This is a genomic window from Streptomyces sp. LaPpAH-108, from assembly GCF_000373625.1.
Taxonomy (GTDB): Bacteria; Actinomycetota; Actinomycetes; order Streptomycetales; family Streptomycetaceae; genus Streptomyces.
In genome coordinates, this window is sequence record NZ_KB891988.1 from 244,510 (window position 1) to 265,171 (window position 20,662).

General features: G+C 70.1%; 16 protein-coding genes and 2 tRNA genes. 13 read left to right on the forward strand and 5 right to left on the reverse strand.

The window, feature by feature from the left end; genetic code table 11:
* Window positions 1-37: 37 nt before the first annotated feature.
* Window positions 38-1,435 carry an amino acid permease gene (locus B079_RS0107180; protein ID WP_018545102.1) on the reverse strand — a complete coding sequence of 466 codons (1,398 nt, stop codon included), beginning with the start codon at window positions 1,433-1,435 and terminating at the stop codon, window positions 38-40.
* Window positions 1,436-1,755: 320 nt separating this feature from the next.
* On the opposite strand from B079_RS0107180, the gene B079_RS0107185 reads away from it, so the two are divergent.
* The gene (locus B079_RS0107185; protein ID WP_018545103.1) at window positions 1,756-2,376 is read left to right on the forward strand and encodes a biotin transporter BioY; all 621 of its coding nucleotides are present in this window, start codon (window positions 1,756-1,758) and stop codon (window positions 2,374-2,376) included.
* A 594-nt stretch (window positions 2,377-2,970) separates the two neighbouring features.
* On the opposite strand, the gene B079_RS0107190 is transcribed toward B079_RS0107185, so the two are convergent.
* Window positions 2,971-4,413 carry an amino acid permease gene (locus tag B079_RS0107190; protein WP_037801310.1) on the reverse strand — a complete coding sequence of 481 codons (1,443 nt, stop codon included), beginning with the start codon at window positions 4,411-4,413 and terminating at the stop codon, window positions 2,971-2,973.
* Between the two features lie 247 nt (window positions 4,414-4,660).
* On the opposite strand from B079_RS0107190, the gene B079_RS0107195 reads away from it, so the two are divergent.
* From B079_RS0107195 to B079_RS0107210, 4 genes are all read left to right on the forward strand, one after another.
* Window positions 4,661-5,146: a ribose-5-phosphate isomerase gene (locus B079_RS0107195; RefSeq protein WP_018545105.1), complete on the forward strand. Its 486-nt coding sequence runs from the start codon at window positions 4,661-4,663 to the stop codon at window positions 5,144-5,146.
* 155 nt (window positions 5,147-5,301) lie between these two features.
* Window positions 5,302-6,111 carry an Fpg/Nei family DNA glycosylase gene (locus tag B079_RS0107200; protein WP_018545106.1) on the forward strand — a complete coding sequence of 270 codons (810 nt, stop codon included), beginning with the start codon at window positions 5,302-5,304 and terminating at the stop codon, window positions 6,109-6,111.
* A 198-nt stretch (window positions 6,112-6,309) separates the two neighbouring features.
* Window positions 6,310-7,479 carry a PP2C family protein-serine/threonine phosphatase gene (locus B079_RS0107205; protein ID WP_018545107.1) on the forward strand — a complete coding sequence of 390 codons (1,170 nt, stop codon included), beginning with the start codon at window positions 6,310-6,312 and terminating at the stop codon, window positions 7,477-7,479.
* A 31-nt stretch (window positions 7,480-7,510) separates the two neighbouring features.
* A complete protein-coding gene (locus tag B079_RS0107210) occupies window positions 7,511-7,978 on the forward strand; it encodes an HD domain-containing protein (protein WP_018545108.1) in 468 nt (155 codons plus the stop codon).
* Here the strand turns inward: B079_RS0107210 and B079_RS0107215 are convergent.
* Window positions 7,975-9,141, reverse strand: a complete 1,167-nt coding sequence (locus B079_RS0107215) for an acyltransferase family protein (protein ID WP_018545109.1) — start codon at window positions 9,139-9,141, stop codon at window positions 7,975-7,977. The two genes, B079_RS0107210 and B079_RS0107215, sit on opposite strands and share 4 nt — an antisense overlap.
* Window positions 9,142-9,720: 579 nt before the next feature.
* Here B079_RS0107215 and B079_RS0107220 point away from each other — a divergent pair.
* Entirely contained in the window at window positions 9,721-9,915 is a 195-nt protein-coding gene (locus B079_RS0107220; RefSeq protein ID WP_018545110.1) for a hypothetical protein, read from the forward strand.
* Window positions 9,916-9,970: 55 nt separating this feature from the next.
* Here the strand turns inward: B079_RS0107220 and B079_RS0107225 are convergent.
* Window positions 9,971-10,041 (reverse strand) — tRNA-Gly (locus tag B079_RS0107225).
* Between the two features lie 167 nt (window positions 10,042-10,208).
* On the opposite strand from B079_RS0107225, the gene B079_RS0107230 reads away from it, so the two are divergent.
* From B079_RS0107230 to clpX, 5 genes are all read left to right on the forward strand, one after another.
* Window positions 10,209-10,285, forward strand: a tRNA-Pro gene (locus tag B079_RS0107230).
* Between the two features lie 174 nt (window positions 10,286-10,459).
* Window positions 10,460-11,824 (forward strand): trigger factor, encoded by a 1,365-nt coding sequence (gene tig, locus B079_RS0107235; RefSeq protein WP_018545111.1) that lies wholly within the window; start codon window positions 10,460-10,462, stop codon window positions 11,822-11,824.
* A gap of 343 nt (window positions 11,825-12,167) precedes the next feature.
* Window positions 12,168-12,773 carry an ATP-dependent Clp protease proteolytic subunit gene (locus B079_RS0107240; protein ID WP_018545112.1) on the forward strand — a complete coding sequence of 202 codons (606 nt, stop codon included), beginning with the start codon at window positions 12,168-12,170 and terminating at the stop codon, window positions 12,771-12,773.
* Window positions 12,774-12,844: 71 nt separating this feature from the next.
* The gene (locus B079_RS0107245) at window positions 12,845-13,510 is read left to right on the forward strand and encodes an ATP-dependent Clp protease proteolytic subunit (RefSeq protein ID WP_018545113.1); all 666 of its coding nucleotides are present in this window, start codon (window positions 12,845-12,847) and stop codon (window positions 13,508-13,510) included.
* A 168-nt stretch (window positions 13,511-13,678) separates the two neighbouring features.
* Window positions 13,679-14,965 carry an ATP-dependent Clp protease ATP-binding subunit ClpX gene (gene clpX, locus B079_RS0107250; RefSeq protein ID WP_018545114.1) on the forward strand — a complete coding sequence of 429 codons (1,287 nt, stop codon included), beginning with the start codon at window positions 13,679-13,681 and terminating at the stop codon, window positions 14,963-14,965.
* Window positions 14,966-15,046: 81 nt separating this feature from the next.
* Here the strand turns inward: clpX and B079_RS35445 are convergent, their stop codons facing one another.
* Window positions 15,047-16,063 carry a hypothetical protein gene (locus B079_RS35445; RefSeq protein WP_018545115.1) on the reverse strand — a complete coding sequence of 339 codons (1,017 nt, stop codon included), beginning with the start codon at window positions 16,061-16,063 and terminating at the stop codon, window positions 15,047-15,049.
* Window positions 16,064-16,200: 137 nt separating this feature from the next.
* On the opposite strand from B079_RS35445, the gene B079_RS0107260 reads away from it, so the two are divergent.
* Complete coding sequence (locus B079_RS0107260) at window positions 16,201-18,825, forward strand: valine--tRNA ligase (protein WP_018545116.1); 2,625 nt, start codon at window positions 16,201-16,203, stop codon at window positions 18,823-18,825.
* 329 nt (window positions 18,826-19,154) lie between these two features.
* A complete protein-coding gene (folC, locus tag B079_RS0107265; RefSeq protein ID WP_018545117.1) occupies window positions 19,155-20,660 on the forward strand; it encodes a bifunctional tetrahydrofolate synthase/dihydrofolate synthase in 1,506 nt (501 codons plus the stop codon).
* Window positions 20,661-20,662 lie beyond the last annotated feature (2 nt).

Consider the following 20,662-nt stretch of genomic DNA (forward strand, 5'->3'; position numbering starts at 1 on the left):
GCGGGGCGGTGCGGCGCTCGCGCGCGGCGGGGGTGGTTCAGCGCCTGGCGCGGGCCCGCTGCCAGGCGTAGCCGCCCGCCGCCAGGGCCAGCGTCAGACCGCCCGTGGAGTACAGCTGGGCCCGGGTGTCCGGCTGCCGGGCCATCAGCACCAGGATCACCACCATGCCGAGCAGGGCGGCCCAGGTCAGCCACGGGAACGCCCACATCAGCACGGCGGGCCGCTCGGCACCCGCGCGCTCGGCGCGGCGGCGCAGGATCAGCTGGGAGGCGCCGACGAACATCCAGACGACCAGGATCACCGCGCCGATCATGTTCAGCAGCCACATGAACACGTCGTCCGGGCGCCAGTAGCTGAGCAGCACGCACGCGAAGCCGAACACCGAGGAGACCAGGACGGCGATCCTCGGCACCCCGCCGGTCACCTTCGCCAGCGCCTTCGGGCCGAGGCCCCGGCCGACCAGGGAGTGCAGCATGCGCGAGGAGCCGTAGATGTTGGCGTTCATCGCGGAGAGCAGGGCGGCGAGGACCACCACGTCCATCACACGGCCCGCGCCGGGGATGCCGAGGCTGTCGAGGGCGGCGACGTACGGGCCGCGCGCCACGACCTCCGGGGAGTTCCAGGGGACGAGGGTGACGACGACGGCCATCGAGCCGATGTAGAACAGCGCGATCCGCCACATCGTGGTGCGCACGGCGGTGGCGACGCCCCGCACCGGGTCCTCCGACTCGGCCGCCGCGATGGTCACCGTCTCCAGGCCGCCGTACGCGAACACCGAGGCGAGCAGGCCGAGTACCAGGCCCTGGGCGCCGTTCGGCAGGAAGTGGGTGAGGTGGGAGGTGCCGGGGGAGTGGGTGCCGGGCAGCACGCCCGCGATGGCGAGCGCGCCGAGGACCAGGAACAGCACGATCGCGCCGACCTTGAGCGCGGCGAACCAGAACTCGAACTCGCCGAAGTTCTTCACGGCGGCCAGGTTCGCGCCGCAGAACACCACCATGAACAGGGCGACCCAGGCCCACTGCGGGGTGCCGGGCAGCCAGCCGCTGACGATCTTCCCGGCGCCGATGCCCTCCAGGCCGACGACCGTGCACTGCATGATCCAGAACGACCAGCCGACCGTGAACCCCGCCCACGGGCCGATCGCCCGCTCGGCGTGCGCGGAGAAGGAACCCGAGGACGGGTACGCCGCCGACAGCTCGCCCAGCATCCGCATCACCAGCAGCACGAGGAGGCCGGAGAGGGCGTACGCGACGACGATGGAGGGGCCCGCGGCGGCGATCCCCGCGCCGGAGCCGACGAAGAGGCCCGCGCCGATGACGCCGCCGAGGGCGATCATCGACAGATGGCGCTGCTTGAGGCCGGAGGCGAGGGGGACGCCCTGTTCCCGCTGCTGCGGCGCTTGCTGCGGCGGTTGCCGCGTGGTGGTGCTGGGCATGGGGCGGGGCTCGTCCAGTCCGGTAGTCCGACGGTGGGTAAAAAACTCCACCAGTCTGGGCGGTTTCCGGTCGCGGACGGGGGAAGTGCCCACGATACGGACAAATCGCTTACGGAATGTGTACGTCCGTTTACACCGGTGGCCCGGGCCACCCGGCCGGGGTGACGGGCATCACGCCGATCCCGGTGTAAGCGGCCTTCTTTGTCCGGAGCCCACCAAGCGCCTGTTCACGCCTTTGTCGAGCGCGGACGGTGATCGGGGGTTGGCCGCCGGTATAGCGTCGGTGAGTTGTCACCTGCCCACACACCCGCGGAGTCCCCATGAGCACCGCCAGCGTCCTCGCTCGCCCCGGCGCAGTCCTCGCCGACCTCATCCCTTCCCCCAAGCTCTCGGCTTCGCTCGAGCAGGGCGGTGCCCCCACCCGCGTCCGCGACGCCGCCCTCGTGCTCGGCGGCGCCGTCCTCACCGGTCTCGCGGCCCAGATCGCCGTCCCGGTGCCGGGCTCCCCGGTCCCGGTGACCGGCCAGACCTTCGCCGCGCTGCTCGTCGGCACGGCGCTCGGCGCCCGTCGTGGCGTCCTCTCCCTCGCGCTGTACGCGGTCGCGGGCGTCGTCGGCGTGCCGTGGTTCGCGGGCGGCGGCTCGGGCGCGGGCGCGGTCTCCTTCGGCTACGTCCTCGGCATGATCCTCGCCTCCGCCGCCGTCGGCGCCCTGGCCCGCCGAGGCGCGGACCGCTCCCCCCTCCGCATGGCGGGCACGATGCTCCTCGGCGAAGCGATCATCTACGCGGTCGGCGTCCCGTACCTGGCCCTGGCAGCCCACCTCTCCCTGACCCAGGCCATCGCCGCAGGCCTCACCCCCTTCCTCCTCGGCGACGCCCTGAAGGCCGCCCTGGCCATGGGCGCCCTCCCCACGGCCTGGAAGCTCGCCACCAAGCGCTGACAGCCCCCTACGAGGGCCCGCCACATCCGACTCCGGTCAGTGGGGCGGGCCTTTTTCGTACGCCGGTATGCCCGGGTTGGCGGTACGCCCGGGTTGCCGGTACGCCCGGGCTGCGGGGCTGCGGGGCTGCGGGGCTGCGGGGCTGCGGGGCTGCGGGGCTGCGGGGCTGCGGGGCTGCGGGGCTGCGGGGCTGCGGGGCTGCCGGGCTGCCGGACTGCGGGGCTGCCCGACAGCCCCGGCGGCTCCGGCCTCCGGGACTCGGGCCCGGCTCCCCGCGGCCCATGGCGCGAGCGGATCGGCCGCCCGGGGCGCCAGCGGGGCCCGCGAGGGGTACGGCCACCGCTCTCGCCTCCACGAACCTCCGCGAGCCGACCCAGGCGGTCGCGACCTCCGGGACGTACTGCGGCGGTTCGGAGCAGCGACCCGGGCGTCCGCTTCAGGGCGATGGGGCGCGCCGAGCCCGAACCCCGCTCAGCGCGCCTCCTCCTGCTCTTGGCCTTCAGCCCCGGCCCCGCCAACCCGACCCCGTCGCAAAAAACACCGGGCGCGGTGAGGAAAGGTTCCTCACCGCGCCCGGTGTCCGAGAGGCGGGGATCAGGCCGTCGTGACCTTCTCCGGGTCCTCCTGGCCGGAGGCGACCGGCTCGACCGCCGGAGCGGTGCGGTTCGCCAGCAGCTTTTCCTTCAGGAAGGCGATGATGATCACGATCGCCGCGACGCCCAGGGAGAGGAGGACCGTCACGCGACCGCTGCTCTCACCCTTGGTGTCGGTGAGCATATAGCCGAGGACGAAGACGATCAGGGCGGCCGTGGCCCAGGTGAGGTACGGGTACAGCCACATCTTCACGACGAGCTTCTCCGGCGCCTCACGCTGGATGATCTTCCGCATGCGCAGCTGCGAGAAGCAGATGACCAGCCACACGAACAGGGCCACCGCACCGCTGGAGTTGACCAGGAAGAGGAAGACCGTCTTCGGGTAGGCGTAGTTGAAGAACACCGCGAGGAAGCCGAACGCGACCGACGCGAGGATCGCCGCCATCGGCACGCCCCGCCCGTTGGTCCGGGCGAACGCCTTCGGCGCGTCACCCCGCTCGCCGAGCGAGAACGCCATCCGGGACGCGGTGTACAGGCCCGAGTTGAGGCAGGACAGCACCGAGGTCAGCACGATGAACTGCATGATCTGGTCGGCGTGCGGGATGCCCAGCGAGCCGAGCGCGGCCACGTACGAGCCGTCCTTCGCGATCGACGGGTCGTTCCACGGCAGCAGCGAGACCACGACGAGGATCGAGCCCAGGTAGAAGACGCCGATACGCCAGATGATGCTGTTGGTCGACTTGGTGACCGCGCGCTGCGGGTCCTCGGACTCACCGGCCGCCAGCGTGGCGATCTCGCTGCCCATGAAGGAGAACACGACCAGCAGCACACCGGTGAGGATCGCCCCCGGACCGTGCGGCAGGAAGCCGCCGTGCGCGGTCAGGTTCGACAGACCGGCCTTGTCGCTGTGCACGCCCGGCAGCACGCCGAACACCGCCAGCGCGCCGATCACGATGAACGCGCCGATCGCCACGACCTTGATCCCGGCGAACCAGAACTCGAACTCACCGTAGGAACCCACGGAGACGAGGTTCGTGGCGGTCAGGACGGCCATCACGATCAGGGCCCAGCCCCATTGCGGCACCGCCGGTATCCAGCCGTGCAGGATGCCCGCACCGGCCGTCGCCTCGACGGCGAGCACGACGACCCAGAAGAACCAGTAGAGCCAGCCGATCGAGAAGCCCGCCCAGCGGCCCAGCGCCCGGTCGGCGTGGGCGGAGAAGGAACCGGAGGTCGGGTTGGCGGCCGACATCTCGCCGAGCATCCGCATCACGAGCACGACGAGCGTGCCGACGAGGGCGTAGGACAGCAGAATGCCGGGGCCCGCCGTGGCGATACCGGAACTGGAGCCGACGAACAGTCCGGCACCGATCACGCCACCGATCGCGATCATCGACAGATGGCGGTTCTTGAGTCCTGCTTGAAGTCCCGAACCAGGGGTCATGGACGGATTTCCTTTGCGCCTGTGGTGCATTTCCCGTACGACCCGTGGGGGCCGTGTGAAACGACGGAGTACGGGGCCTCGCACGAGCGGTGTGCGAGGCGGTTCAGTGAATCCGAGGGAAACGAATTCGGGAACCTCTGAATCCGGATTGTTACTTGAGGTTTTCTTGAGCTTCTATGGTGTGGCTCACATATCTCCTGTCGAACCCGGAGCTGCTGCCCGGAATCGGGCGTGTCACACTCGGTACATGCGCGTGTATCTCGGCTCCGACCATGCGGGCTACGAACTCAAGAACCACCTCGTCGACTGGCTGAAGGCGGCGGGGCACGAGCCCGTCGACTGCGGGCCCCACATCTACGACGCCCAGGACGACTACCCGCCCTTCTGCCTCCGGGCCGCGGAGCGCACGGCCGCCGACCCGGGCGCCCTCGGCATCGTGATCGGCGGCTCCGGCAACGGCGAGCAGATCGCCGCCAACAAGGTCAAGGGGGTGCGTGCCGCCCTCGCCTGGAGCGAGGAGACCGCCGCCCTCGGCCGCCAGCACAACAACGCCAACGTCGTCGCGGTGGGCGCGCGGATGCACTCCGAGGAGGAGGCGACCAAGTTCGTCGAGGTGTTCCTCAACACCCCCTTCTCCGGTGACGAGCGTCACATGCGCCGCATCGACATGCTGACGAACTACGAGAACACCGGGGAGCTGCCGCCCATCCCGGCGCACCACCCCCAGTCGTAAGCACCGGGCTCCGGCCCACCACCGGGCCCCGGCCCGCCGTACCCACCGCCCGCCCCGCCCGCACCCCGGACGCGGCGGGCGGCCGGGCACCCGGCCAAGGGGCACCGGCAGCGCACCACACCCGCAGGAAGACCGTCAGGAAGGACGCCCAGGCCGTGCCAGAAGGGCACACCATCCACCGCCTCGCGCAGGACTGCGCCGAGCGCTTCGAAGGCACCGCCCCCCGCGTCAGCAGCCCCCAGGGCAAGTTCGCCGACGCCGCGGCCCTGCTCGACGGCGCCGGACTGACCGCCACCGAGGCCCACGGCAAGCACCTCTTCCTCGGCTTCCGCGACACCGACTGGATCCACATCCACCTCGGCCTCTTCGGCAAGGTCGCCCTCGGCCCGGCTCCCGCGCCCCCGCCCACCGACACCGTCCGGCTGCGCCTGGCCAACGACAGCGGGTACCTGGACCTGCGCGGCCCCACCACCTGCGCCCTGATCACCGACGACGAGAAGCGCGCCGTGCACGACCGGCTCGGCCCCGACCCGCTGCGCCCCGACGCCGACCCGGCCGCCGCCTACGCCCGCGTCCGCCGCAGCCGTACGACGATCGCCGCGCTGCTCATGGACCAGAAGGTCATCGCGGGAGTCGGGAACGTATACAGAGCCGAGGTCCTCTTCCGGCACGGCATCGACCCCTACCGCGCGGGCAAGGACATCACCCCCGCCGAGTGGGACGCGATCTGGGCCGACCTCGTGGACCTCATGCGCGAGGGCGTGCGCAACAACCGCATCGACACCGTGCGCCCCGCCCACACCCCCGAGGCCATGAACCGCCCGCCCCGCGTCGACGACCACGGCGGCGAGGTCTACGTCTACCGCCGGGCCACCCAGCCCTGCCACATCTGCGCCACCGAGATCCGCACCGCGGGCCTCGCCGCCCGCAACCTCTTCTGGTGCCCCACCTGCCAGAAGCGCTGAGCAACCCGCCCACGTGCCGCGTCCGTTGATGACGGAACGGCCAATTTCCGCCGGGTGGCAGCGCGAACGGGCTCCGTACCGTTCACTGTGTAGTTGAAACGCCGATGTGGAGTGGAAACGCCAAGTGGAGCCTCGCACGGGGGACAAGTGGGACCTCCCGTGCCAAGCGGCTGGTCCGATGGATAGGGTCGCGAACTGATGGCAGCAGGAGAGCGGCGCGCGAAGGCCGAGACGTTCACGGCCCGGTGGAAGATGCAGTGGCACCGGGTCCGGGTCGCGCTGCGCCGAAGCGCCGTGGACTACTTCCGCGGTGACGGCCCCGACTGGATCGCCCTCGTCGGCCTCCTCGTCACCATTCCCGTCCTCATGGCGATGACCCTGGCCAACTCGGTCTGGTGCTCACCGGCCACCCTGGTCCTGCCCATCGTCGCGGGCGGCCTGGTGCTGCGCCCGGCCAGCCTGCTCGGGCTGTACGCGGCTGCCGCCACCGCGCTGATCGTCGAGTCCGTGAGCCTCGGGCCGTACACCGAGGGCCCCTCCAGGGTCACCCCCGGCGTCGTCCTCGTCGTCGCCGCGTGCGGCTTCTTCGGGCTGCTCACCGCGCAGTTCCGCAGCCGCGTCGGCGTGCCCTGGCGGCGCGGCGGCACCATGCTCTTCGACCTGCGCGAACGCATCCGCGCCCAGAGCGAGCTGCCCAAACTCCCGCGCGGCTGGCACCAGGAGATGGCCCTGCGCCCGGCCGGCGGGCAGTCCTTCTCCGGGGACTTCGTCGTCGCGGCCCGCACCAACGGCGGGCGCACCCTGGAGGTCGTCCTCACCGACGTCTCCGGCAAGGGCATGGACGCGGGCTCCCGCGCCCTGCTGCTCTCCGGCGCCTTCGGCGGTCTGATCGGCTCGCTCCCGCCGCACGCCTTCCTCACCGCCGCCAACGGCTATCTGCTCCGCCAGGACTGGGACGAGGGCTTCGCGACCTCCATCCACCTCGTCCTCGACCTGGACTCCGGGGACTACGAGCTGTACTCCGCGGGCCATCCGCCCGGCCTCCAGCTCTGCGCGGGCAACGGCCGCTGGGAGGAGAAGGCCGCCGAGGGCCCCCTCCTCGGGGTGTACGACGGCGCCCAGTTCGACTCCGTGAAGGGCTCGCTGCGCCCCGGCGACGTGCTGATGCTCTTCACCGACGGCCTGGTGGAGACCTCCGACCGCGACATCGTCGAGGGCATCGACCGCCTCACCGGCGAGGCCGACCGCTATGTCGCGGGCGGCTTCCACGGCGCCGCCTGGCATCTCATCGAGGCCGTCGCCAAGGACGTCAACGACGACCGTGCCCTGCTGCTCATCTGCCGCGAGGCGTCGACCACTTCCCACTGACCGGCGGCCCCGCCGGTGGAACACTGGCCCGATGGACGACGAGCCGCTGACCCTGGCCCAGGTCGAGACGCTGGCCCGCGCCGCCCACGCCCGCCAGACGGACAAGGCCGGCCGCCCCTACGCCGAACACCTCGCCGCCGTCGCGGAGGGCGTACGGCGCCGGGGCGGGGACGACGAACAGATCGCCGCCGCCTGGCTCCACGACGCCGTGGAGGACGAGGCGCTGAGCGAGGACTGGCTCACCGAGGCCGCCCTGACCCCGCGCACCAAGGCGATCGTACGAGCCGTCACCAAGCACCCCGGCGAGCCGCCCGAGGCGTACGCGCACCGCATCCTCGCCACCCCGGGCGCCCTGCTGGTCAAACGCGCCGACCTCGCGCACAACGCCGACCCCGCCCGGCTCGCCGTCCTGGACGAGGCGACCCGGAAACGACTGACCGAGAAGTACACGCGAATGCGTGCGCTTCTCGGTCTCGACGCGAGCGGTGCCGCGGACTAGGCCCCGGCCTTCTCGCGGCGCGGCTCGGCCCCCGAGGCCTCCGAGGATGCCGAGGCCGCCGAGGACTTCGCGCGTCCCTGCGCGAGCTGCTGCTCGCTCTTCTGCTGGCGCAGCCGCGCCTGCTGCGCCGGGTCCTGCTTGAACGCCCACTCCATCTTCGGCTCCATCACACACCGGAAGATCCGCTGGACCGGCTTGGTGCACAGCACCGTGATGACGGCCGCCGCGATCACCGTCGTCGCGATCTCCCCGAGGGGGCCGTGCAGCCAGGAGTGGTCGTACCAGTCCTGGTAGCGGGCAAGGCGCACCAGGAAACCGTGCAGCAGATAGCCGTACAGCGTGCCCGCGCCCAGCGCCGTGAACCACAGCTTGCGGCCCGGCACCCAGGCGAAGAAGCACGCCGTCAGCACGGTCGAGCAGGCCAGCATCGCCAGCGTCATCAGCGGACCGCACCACCACGGGGCGCCCAGCTCCTGCGCCGAGTCGCGGTGGTAGAACCACGCGGCGTTCATCCGCGGCGCAGCCCACCAGGCGACCGCCAGAGCCGCCGCGAACACCGGCAGCGCGGCGATCCGCACCGACCGGCGCCGCACCAGCTTGAAGTGCTCCGGCTTCAGACACAGGCCGAGCACGAAGTACGGCAGGAACTGCAGCACCCGCTGGAGATCGAGGTCGTCGCCTATGGACGGGCTGACCGCGGCGAGCATCGCGATGCCCACGGCCACCGGCAGCGGCCAGCGGATCAGCTTCCACAGCGGAGTGGTCAGCCGCCACACGAACAGCGCGACCAGGAACCACGTCATGTACCAGGGGTCCAGCAGACTGATGTCGCCGCGCTCGCCCGTGAAGTGGTTGCGGAACAGCGAGTACGCCGCCTCGAAGACGACGTACGGCACGACGACACCCGTGACCAGCCGCTTCAGCCGGTCCGGCCGCATGTCGAAACTCCGGGAGAAATAGCCGGAGATGATGATGAACGCGGGCATGTGGAAGGCGAAGACGAAGCCGTAGAGGGCCTGGACCGTCCGGCTGCCGTCCTGCAGCGGCTCCCACGCGTGGCCCATCGCCACGAGCACGATCGCCAGGTACTTGGCGTTGTCGTAGAAGGAATCGCGTTCTTTGACCGGTCTGTCCGCCTGTGCCTTCCCGAGCTGCTCGCTCATCGGAGTACGGGGACCGGGCACCTTGCCGGCCGGCGGCTGGGCCGGTGGCAGTGGCCTGCGGTTCTGGCCTAGGGACGGGGCGGCGTCAAACATCTCTGGCACCCTAGCGTCGAGTGTGCGAATACGTAAAACCACCGAGGTCATTCCTGGTTATCGCCCGCGCATACCCCGTGATTCGCATAACTTGCCTGTCCCGACGGCGTGATGACAGGCACATTCATGACGTTCGTTCACCCGCGATGTCCGGATTCATCCGGACCGAAGCGGTCATTCTCCGTCGGTAGGGCGGCGAGTGTGACGACAATGGGAAATACCTGCGCGCCGGTTGTGCGGATGCGGAAACGAATCCGGGGAATTGGCCGCGCGGGCGCGCGCGGAAGACGCACGGAGGGCGCCGGGGGATGTACGGCGGGCGCGGCCGAAATCGCGCGTGTCGCGGGCCCGTTGCCGGACGATCCTCCGATGATGTGTCACGAGCCGCATACCGAGCCCCCGTTGGTGGCACGATGGTTCTGGCGGAGGTGCGCAGGGCGGTGCCTCCGGGCCCGGAGCGCCGACCGACCGAGGGTGTGATCAGTTGTGGCCATTTCACTGTCTGTGGTGCTGCTGTTGGCGATCATCCTTGTGGTGCTGATCCGGGGAGGGAACATCAAGGCCGGCCCGGCCATCGTGGCGATCCTCTTCGGTTTCTTCCTCGCCTCGACCGGCATGGCGCCGTCGATCAGCCGCTTCATGAACTCGATAGCGGAGACGATCAACTCGATCAGTTTCTGAAACGCGTCAGGGCCGGGCGGAGGATCACACCTCCGACCCGGCCCTGAGCCGTGTGAGCGGGCGACGGGAATCGAACCCGCGTAGCTAGTTTGGAAGACTAGGGCTCTACCATTGAGCTACGCCCGCGAGAGTGCGCCGACGGTCGCTGACCGCGGCACGGGAGCATCGTAGCGGGTCGGCCGACGCGGAGGCCAATGCGCCGCCCGGCCCGGGTGCCACCCCTTCTCGGCGCCACCCCTTCTTATGGGGGCGCCGCAGGTGGCGGGGACATGTACCCTACGTCTCGCACCAGACGGGGTGTGGCGCAGCTTGGTAGCGCGTCCGCTTTGGGAGCGGAAGGCCGTGGGTTCAAATCCCGCCACCCCGACCACGGCTCACGGCGTTGTGATGATCGCCTTTTGGGGCGCTGACCGGCTGCGGTTACTATGCAAGCTGCGCGCCCGTGTGCCCGGCCTCATGGCTTACGTACTCCTCCGGGCGGCTATCCGCCGGGCCTCGCTGGCTCCGGCAGAACCCAAGAAGTCAGCCACAAGGAGACCGAACCGTGAAGAGCGCCGTGGAGACCCTGAACCCGACCCGGGTTCGGCTCACTGTCGAGGTGCCCTTCGAGGAGCTCAAGGACAGCCTCGACGCGGCGTACAAGAAGATCAACCAGCAGGTCACGGTGAAGGGCTTCCGCAAGGGCAAGATCCCGGCCCGGGTCATCGACCAGCGGTTCGGTCGTGGCGCCGTGCTGGAGGAGGCCGTCAACGACGCGCTCCCGAAGTTCTACACCGAGGCGGTCAACGAGGCCGAGCTGAGCCCGCTGGGCCAGCCCGAGGTCGACATCACCGAGCTGAAGGACGGCGAGACGCTGAACTTCACCGCCGAGGTCGACATCCGTCCCGCCCTCGAGATCCCGGACTACTCCGGCATCGAGGTCGAGGTCGACGCCGTCGAGGTCACCGACGAGGACGTGGAGAAGTCCGTCGAGCAGCTGCGCGAGCGCTTCGCCTCCACCTCCCCGGTCGAGCGCGCCGCCGAGGACGGCGACGTGGTCACCATCGACCTGCAGGCCAAGGTCGACGGCGAGGTCCTCGAGGACGGCGTCGCCGAGGGCGTGTCCTACACCATCGGCTCGGGCGAGCTGCTCGACGGCATCGACGAGGCCGTCAAGGGCCTGTCCGCCGGCGAGGAGGCCACCTTCACCTCCGAGCTGAAGGGCGGCTCCGCCGCGGGCAAGGACTCCGAGGTCACCGTCAAGGTCACCCAGGTCGCCGCCCGTGAACTGCCGGAGTTGGACGACGACTTCGCTCAGCTGGCGTCCGAGTTCGACACCCTGGACGAGCTGAAGGCCGACAGCCGCAAGCGCCTGGCCAACATGAAGCAGTACGACCAGGCCACCCAGGCCCAGGAGCGCGTGCTGGAGAAGCTGCTCGAGCTGGTCGAGGTCCCGGTCCCCGAGAAGCTGCTCGAGGACGAGGTCAACACCCGCAAGCACAACCTGGAGCACCACCAGCTCGGCCAGATGGGCCTGACCCTCGACAAGTACCTGGAGATCCAGGGCAAGACCGCCGAGGAGTTCGACGCCGAGACCCGCGAGGCCGCGGTCAAGGGCATCAAGACCCAGTTCGTCCTCGACGAGCTGGTGAAGAAGGAGAACCTGGGCGTCAACCAGGAGGAGCTGACCGAGCACCTCATGCGCCGCGCCGCCTCCTCCGGCATGTCCCCCGACCAGTTCGCCCAGGCCGTCGTCGAGGGCGGCCAGGTCCCGCTGCTCGTCGGCGAGGTCGCCCGCGGCAAGGCCCTGGCCGTCGTGGTCGAGGCCGCCACGGTCAAGGACACCAACGGCGAGGTCATCGACCTCGACGAGGACGACGAGGAGACCACCGAGGTCACCGAGACCGCCGAGGAGAAGACCGAGGGCTGATCCCCCCGGCACCTCAGCCTGAGCAGGGCCCCCGCGGAGCGCGTCTCCCGGGGGCCCTGTGGCATACCTGGGAGCAGTGGACCCGTCTTTGTCTTTGTCTTTTTGGGGGCGCGGGGAACTGCGCGACAAGCCACGACGTACCCGCACCCGACAACGCACCACAACCCCCCATGGCAATACGCCGGAGGCGAACACCCGCTTCTCCGGGATTCCCCGGGGGGACCAGAGCGTTAGGGTCCATGAATACGGGGCGCGGGGGAGCACCCCCGCCAAACCCCGGCAGGACTACGTGAGACGGCCCGGCGCCGTCGTAAGACGAGCAGGTGGATACGTGACGAATCTGATGCCCTCCGCCGCCGGCGAGCCCTCCATCGGCGGTGGCCTCGGCGACCAGGTCTACAACCGGCTGCTGGGCGAGCGGATCATCTTCCTCGGCCAGCAGGTCGACGACGACATCGCCAACAAGATCACCGCCCAGCTGCTGCTCCTTGCCGCCGACCCGGACAAGGACATCTACCTCTACATCAACAGCCCCGGCGGCTCGGTGACGGCCGGCATGGCGATCTACGACACCATGCAGTACATCCCGAACGACGTGGTCACGATCGCGATGGGCATGGCGGCCTCCATGGGCCAGTTCCTGCTCACCGGCGGCGCCGCGGGCAAGCGCTTCGCGCTGCCGCACGCGGACATCATGATGCACCAGGGCTCGGCGGGCCTCGGCGGTACGGTCTCGGACATCAAGATCCAGGCCGAGTACCTGCTGCGCACCAAGAAGCGCATGTCCGAGCTGACCGCCCAGCACTCCGGCCAGACGGTCGAGGCGATCATCCGTGACGGTGACCGCGACCGCTGGTTCACCCCGGAGGAGGCCAAGGAGTACGGTCTCATCGACGAGATCATCACGCACGCCTCGGGTGTTCCGGGTGGCGGCGGCACCGGTGCCTGACCGGCCCGTCCGCGCCACGCACCGCCACCACTGAAAGCTTCCAGAACGCCCACCAGGACGGTGAACACCCCATGAGCAACTTCCCCGGCGCCGCCAGCGGTATGTACGAGGGCCCCCGCCCCGACAGCCGTTACATCATCCCGCGTTTCGTCGAGCGCACCTCCCAGGGCGTCCGCGAGTACGACCCGTACGCGAAGCTCTTCGAAGAGCGCGTGATCTTCCTCGGCGTCCAGATCGACGACGCGTCCGCCAACGACGTCATGGCGCAGCTGCTGTGCCTGGAGTCGATGGACCCGGACCGCGACATCTCGATCTACATCAACAGCCCCGGCGGTGACATGACGGCCCTCACGGCCATCTACGACACCATGCAGTTCGTGAAGCCGGACATCCAGACGGTGTGCATGGGCCAGGCGGCCTCCGCCGCGGCGATCCTGCTGGCCGCCGGTACGCCGGGCAAGCGCATGGCGCTGCCGAACTCCCGGGTGCTGATCCACCAGCCCGCCGGTTCCACGGGCCGTGGCCAGCTCTCCGACCTGGAGATCATCGCCAAGGAGTTCACCCGGATGCGTGAGCAGCTGGAGGACATGCTGGCCAAGCACACCAACCGGCCGATCGAGAAGATCCGCGAGGACATCGAGCGCGACAAGATCCTCACGGCCGAGGAAGCGCTGGAGTACGGCATCGTCGACCAGATCATCTCCACCCGCAAGATGAACAACGAGGCGGTCCGCTGACCGCGGCCGTGTGTTTCTGGGCCGCTTTGGCAGGGTCCACGTCAAAGTGAACCCTGCCAAGGGGGCCCCGAACACGGCCCCGGGCAAGGTACCGTCGGACATAAGGCAGCACCAGGAGCCGCAGGGCCGTAGCGTCCAGGCGTCTCCCAGGCGAAGGGGAAGCACACCGTGGCACGCATCGGTGACGGCGGCGATCTGCTCAAGTGCTCGTTCTGTGGCAAGAGCCAGAAGCAGGTCAAGAAGCTCATCGCAGGGCCCGGTGTGTACATCTGCGACGAGTGCATCGATCTCTGCAACGAGATCATCGAGGAAGAGCTCGCGGAGACCAGCGAGGTGCGCTGGGAGGAGCTGCCCAAGCCCCGCGAGATCTACGAGTTCCTCGAGGGCTACGTGGTCGGCCAGGAGGCCGCCAAGAAGGCCCTGTCGGTCGCGGTGTACAACCACTACAAGCGGGTCCAGGCCGGTGAGAACGGCGGCGCACAGGGCCGCGAGGACGCCATCGAGCTGGCGAAGTCGAACATCCTGCTGCTCGGCCCCACGGGCTCGGGCAAGACCCTCCTCGCGCAGACCCTGGCCCGGATGCTGAACGTCCCCTTCGCGATCGCGGACGCCACCGCGCTCACCGAGGCGGGATACGTCGGCGAGGACGTCGAGAACATCCTCCTGAAGCTCATCCAGGCGGCCGACTACGACGTCAAGAAGGCCGAGACCGGGATCATCTACATCGACGAGATCGACAAGGTGGCCCGCAAGAGCGAGAACCCCTCGATCACGCGCGACGTGAGCGGCGAGGGCGTCCAGCAGGCGCTGCTGAAGATCCTGGAGGGCACCACCGCCTCGGTCCCGCCGCAGGGCGGACGCAAGCACCCGCACCAGGAGTTCATCCAGATCGACACGACGAACGTCCTGTTCATCGTGGGCGGTGCCTTCGCGGGCCTCGAGAAGATCATCGAGGCCCGGGCGGGCGCCAAGGGCATCGGCTTCGGCGCCACCATCCGCTCCAAGCGGGAGCTGGCCGCCAAGGACATCTTCGAGGACATCATGCCCGAGGACCTGGTGAAGTTCGGGATGATCCCCGAGTTCATCGGCCGTCTCCCGGTCATCACCTCGGTGCACAACCTGGACCGCGAGGCCCTGCTCAAGATCCTCGTCGAGCCGCGCAACGCCCTGGTCAAGCAGTACCAGCGGCTGTTCGAACTCGACGGTGTGGAGCTGGACTTCGAGCGCGAGGCGCTGGAGGCCATCGCCGACCAGGCCATCCTCCGCCAGACCGGCGCGCGTGGTCTGCGCGCCATCATGGAGGAGGTGCTGATGTCGGTGATGTACGAGGTGCCGTCCCGCAAGGACGTGGCCCGCGTGGTCATCACGGCCGACGTCGTCCACTCCAACGTCAACCCGACCCTCATCCCCCGCGACTCCCGGGGCCGGGGCCAGGGCGAGCAGAAGACCGCCTAGCACGCGGCACGGCATGCGAGAGGGCCCCCGTCCGGCGCGGACGGGGGCCCTCTCGCGTGAAACCGTCACGCCGCGACCCGGTCAGGCCGCGACGCGGATCTCCTTGCGCAGCCGCGCCACCAGGTCGGCGTCGGCCTCCAGGTCACTGGGGCGGCCCGCCGCGAGCGTGGCGATGTCCATCGGCATCACGAACCCGATGGTGCTGTGGTCGCCCCACACACAGACCGAGACGGTCATCTGCTCGGGCATCCCCTTGGCGGTGCTGTCGGTGGCCACCTTGGCGTGCTGGCACTTGAGCACGGCGTCCCCGAGCGCGGCGGGAGTGAACGACTCCGGCTCGCCCACCAGCTTGTACTTGTTCTCCTCGTCCTTGTTCCCCTGGTCCTTCAGATAGGCGAACATCGCGTCCACGGTCTTCTCCGGGTCGGCGACCGTGCCGTAGACCCCGCCGAACTCCATGAGCTTCTTGCTCAGCGGGTTCGCCTCGTTCCCGGCCGCGTACTCGGCGGTCACGTCCTTCGGGTCCTGCACGCCCCAGGTCTCGGCGTCCTTCAGGTCGTCCTGGGTCATGGCGCCCGCGTCGCTCTTGCCCTTGTGGTACTCGGAGAGCACCTGGGAGGGCGTCACCAGCTTGTGCGGGCCGTCGTCCGCGACCGAGGCGGACCCGTCGTCACCACCGCTGAAGGCGAAGAACGCGCCCACCACCACGGCGACGGCCACCACGGCCGCCCCGACGATCAGCCCGGTCTTCTTCTTGCCCCCGGTGGGCACCGGCGCCTGCGGAGCCCCGTAGGACGGCGGGCCGTAGGGCGGCTGCTGGCCGTACGGGTTCGGCGGCTGCTGCCCGTAGGGGTTCTGCTGCGGCACGCCCTGCTGCGGGTACGCGTACCCCGGCTGCGGGGCCCCGGGCGGGGGCGGCGGGGGCGGTACCGGGGCCGCACCCTGCGGGGGATAGCCGTAGCCGGGCCGGGGCGCGGGCGGCGGCTGCTGTCCGTAGGGGCCCGGCTGGGCGTACGGGCCGGGCTGCCCGGGCGGCGGGCCGTACGGACCCGGCTGCTGGGGCGGTCCGCCGTACGGGCCCGGCTGGTTGCTGCTCATTCCTCGGTTCCCCTCCACACGCTCCTGTGTCCCCGCCATCCTGGCCCAGCCGTGACAGGGGCACGGCACCGGGGGCCGCACCGTTACAGAACAAACGCGTTTCTGGACCACCCCCCGGCACCTCTAAACTGACCCCCGTGACCGAGAACGCTCAGCAGCAGCCATCAGCGCCCGACACCGAACTGCCGACCCAGTACGCGCCGGCCGATGTAGAGGGGCCGCTGTACGAGCGCTGGGTGGAGCGGGGCTACTTCGAGGCGGACGCGAAGAGCGACAAGCCGCCCTTCACCGTCGTCATCCCCCCGCCCAACGTCACCGGCAGCCTCCACCTGGGCCACGCCTTCGAGCACACGATCATCGACGCGCTGACCCGCCGCAAGCGGATGCAGGGCTTCGAGACCCTGTGGCAGCCCGGCATGGACCACGCGGGCATCGCCACCCAGAACGTGGTCGAGCGCGAGCTGGCCAAGGAGGGCAAGTCCCGCCACGACCTGGGCCGCGAGGAGTTCGTCGAGCGCGTCTGGCAGTGGAAGGCCGAGTCCGGCGGCCAGATCTCCGGCCAGATGCGCCGCCTCGGCGACGGCGTCGCCTGGTCCCGCGAGCGCTTCACCATGGACGAGGGCCTGTCCCAGGCCGTCCAGACCATCTTCAAGCGCCTCTACGACGACGAGCTGATCTACCGCGCCGAGCGCATCATCAACTGGTGCCCGCGCTGTCTGACCGCGATCTCCGACATCGAGGTCGAGTACCAGGACGACGACGGCGAACTGGTCTCCATGAAGTACGGCGACGGGGACGAGACGATCGTCGTCGCCACCACCCGCGCCGAGACGATGCTCGGAGACACGGCCGTCGCCGTCCACCCCGACGACGAGCGCTACCAGCACCTCATCGGCAAGCTCATCAAGCTCCCGCTGACCGACCGCTCCATCCCGGTCGTCGCCGACGAGCACGTCGACCCCGAGTTCGGCACCGGCGCCGTCAAGGTGACGCCCGCCCACGACCCGAACGACTTCGAGATCGGCCAGCGGCACGACCTGCCGTCCATCACCGTCATGGACGAGCACGCCGTCATCACCACCCCCGGCCCCTTCCAGGGCCTGGACCGCCTGGAGGCCCGCTCCGCGATCGTCGCCGCCCTGCGCGCCGACGGCCGGATCGTCGCCGAGAAGCGGCCCTACGTCCACTCGGTCGGCCACTGCTCGCGCTGCAAGACCACCATCGAGCCGCGCCTGTCCATGCAGTGGTGGGTCAAGGTCGGCCCGCTCGCCCAGGCCGCCGGTGACGCGGTCCGCGACGGCAAGGTCAAGATCCACCCGCAGGAGATGGAGAAGCGGTACTTCGACTGGGTCGACAACCTCCACGACTGGTGCATCTCGCGCCAGCTGTGGTGGGGCCACCGCATCCCGGTCTGGTACGGCCCGGACGGCGAGGTCGTCTGCGTCGGCCCCGACGAGGAGCCGCCCACCGGCGAGGGCTGGCACCAGGACAGCGACGTCCTCGACACCTGGTTCTCCTCCGGCCTGTGGCCCTTCTCCACCCTGGGCTGGCCCGAGCAGACCGAATCGCTCGCGAAGTTCTACCCGAACTCCGTCCTGGTCACCGGCTACGACATCCTCTTCTTCTGGGTCGCCCGGATGATGATGTTCGGCCTCTACGCGATGGACGGCACCCCGCCGTTCCACACCATCGCCCTGCACGGCATGGTCCGCGACCAGTTCGGCAAGAAGATGTCGAAGTCCTTCGGGAACGTCGTCAACCCGCTGGACTGGATGGACAAGTACGGCTCCGACGCGCTGCGCTTCACCCTCGCGCGCGGCGCCAACCCGGGCGTCGACGTGCCGATCGGCGAGGACTGGGTCCAGGGCTCGCGCAACTTCGCCAACAAGATCTGGAACGCGACCCGCTTCGCGCTGATGAACGGCGCGACGGTCGAGGGGCCGCTGCCCGAGCCGTCGGCGATGTCCGCCACCGACCGCTGGATCCTCTCCCGCCTCAACTCGGTGGTCGCCGAAGTCGACGCGCTCTACGAGGACTACCAGTTCGCCAAGCTCTCCGACGCGCTGTTCCACTTCGCGTGGGACGAGGTCTTCGACTGGTACGTCGAGCTGTCCAAGACGACCTTCCAGGCGGGCGGCGAGGCGGCCGAGGTCTCCCAGCGGGTCCTCGGCGAGGTCCTGGACGTCACGCTCAAGCTGCTGCACCCGGTGGTCCCCTTCGTCACCGAGACGCTGTGGACGACGCTGACGGGCGGGGAGTCGCTGGTCATCGCCGAGTGGCCGACCGACTCCGGCTTCCGTGACGCTGCGGCCGAGCGGGAGATCGAATCCCTCCAGTCGGTCATCACCGAGGTCCGCCGCTTCCGCGCCGACCAGGGGCTGCAGCCCGGGCAGCGCGTCCCGGCCCGGCTGACCCTGTCCGGCACGGCCCTCGTCCCGCACGAGGCGGCGATCCGCCAGCTCCTGCGCCTCCAGCCGGAGGGCGAGTCCTTCACGGCGACGGCCACCCTCCCGGTCGCCGGTGCCGAGGTCGCCCTCGACCTCTCCGGCACGATCGACGTCGCCGCGGAGCGCAAGCGCCTGGCGAAGGACCTCGCGGCGGCGGAGAAGGAGAAGTCCGCCGCGACGGCCAAGCTCGGCAACGAGGCGTTCCTCGCCAAGGCGCCGGACGCGGTGGTCGACAAGATCCGAGGCCGCCTCGCCAAGGCGGAGGAGGACCTGACCCGCCTCCAGTCCCAGCTGGACCGCTTGCCGGCTGCGTAAGCGCGGCAGAGTTTGGAAGGCCCCCGGTGCTGCGGTCGGCGCCGGGGGCCTTCGCTTGCCCGCGCGTGCGGGGTGCCGCTGCGCCCACCCGTGCCGCCCCAGCGGCACGACTGCCCGCAGCGGCGGCAGGTGGGGGGAGGGGGGTGCTTTTTGCTTTTAAGGGGCGCGGGGAACTGCGCGACAAGCCACGATGCACCCGCACTCCACCACCGGCGGGACCGCCCACGGCGAGGGGGTTTCAGGGGCGCGGGGAACTGCGCGATCAGGCACAACGCACTCGCACCCGGACCACCACGCGCAACCACCCCACCGCTCCGTAAACTGGCCCCGTGAGCGACGAGCAGCCCGGTAACGACAGCCCCGACCCCTTCGAAGAGATCATCGCGGAGGAGACCGACCGCGACCCCGACCTCGCCGTGATCGAGGCGGGCAGCCGCACCCTGCGCACCCAGGGCGGCCCGCCGCAGGCGGACGTGCCGGCCCGCCCCGAGGACCCCGAACTCGACCGCGCCCTGCGCGAGGTCGAGACGGAGCTGGCGAGCCGCTGGGGCGAGACCAAGCTGGAGCCCTCCGTCACCCGCATCGCCGCCCTGATGGACGTACTCGGCGAGCCCCAGCGCACGTACCCCTCCCTCCACATCACCGGCACCAACGGCAAGACCTCCACCGCCCGCATGATCGAGGCCCTGCTCGGCGCCTTCGAGCTGCGCACCGGCCGCTACACCAGCCCCCACGTGCAGTCCGTGACCGAGCGGATCAGCCTGGACGGCGCCCCGATCAGCGCCGAGCGGTTCATCGAGACGTACCAGGACATCAAGCCGTACATCGAGATGGTGGACGCCTCCCAGGAGTACCGGCTGTCCTTCTTCGAGGTGCTGACCGGCATGGCGTACGCCGCCTTCGCCGACGCGCCCGTGGACGTCGCCGTGGTCGAGGTCGGCATGGGCGGCAGCTGGGACGCGACGAACGTGATCGACGGCGACGTCGCCGTGATCACCCCCATCGGCCTGGACCACACCGACCGGCTGGGGGAGACCCCCGAGCAGATCGCCGTCGAGAAGTCCGGGATCATCAAGCCGGACTCGACCGTGATCATGGCGCAGCAGCCGGTGGACGCGGCGCAGGTGCTGCTGAAGAAGGCCGTCGAGGAGAACGCCACCGTGGCCCGCGAGGGTCTGGAGTTCGGCGTGGTGGACCGGCAGGTCGCGGTCGGCGGACAGCTGGTCACCCTGCGCGGCCTGGGCGGCGAGTACCCGGAGGTCTACCTCCCGCTGCACGGCGCCCACCAGGCGCACAACGCTGCCGTGGCCCTCGCCGCCGTGGAGGCGTTCTTCGGCGTCGGCGCCGAGCGGGCCCAGCCGCTGGACATCGACACCGTGCGCAAGGCGTTCGCGTCCGTCGCGAGCCCCGGCCGACTGGAGGTCGTCCGCCGCTCCCCGACCGTCGTGCTGGACGCCGCCCACAACCCGGCCGGGGCCGAGGCCGCCGCCGAGGCGGTGCGCGAGGCGTTCGACTTCAGCCGGCTGATCGGTGTGGTCGGCGCGAGCGCGGACAAGAACGTGCGCGGACTCCTGGAGGCGTTCGAGCCGCTGTTCACGGAGGTCGTGATCACCCAGAACTCCAGCCACCGCGCCATGGACGCGGACGAGCTGGCCGCCGTCGCCGTCGAGGTGTTCGGCGAGGACCGGGTCCAGGTCGAGCCGCAGCTGCCGGAAGCCCTGGAGGCCGCGATCACGCTGGCCGAGGAGGAGGGCGAGTTCTCGGGTGGCGGTGTGCTCGTCACTGGTTCGGTCATCACGGTGGGCGAGGCACGCCTGCTGCTCGGGAAGGGCTGAGA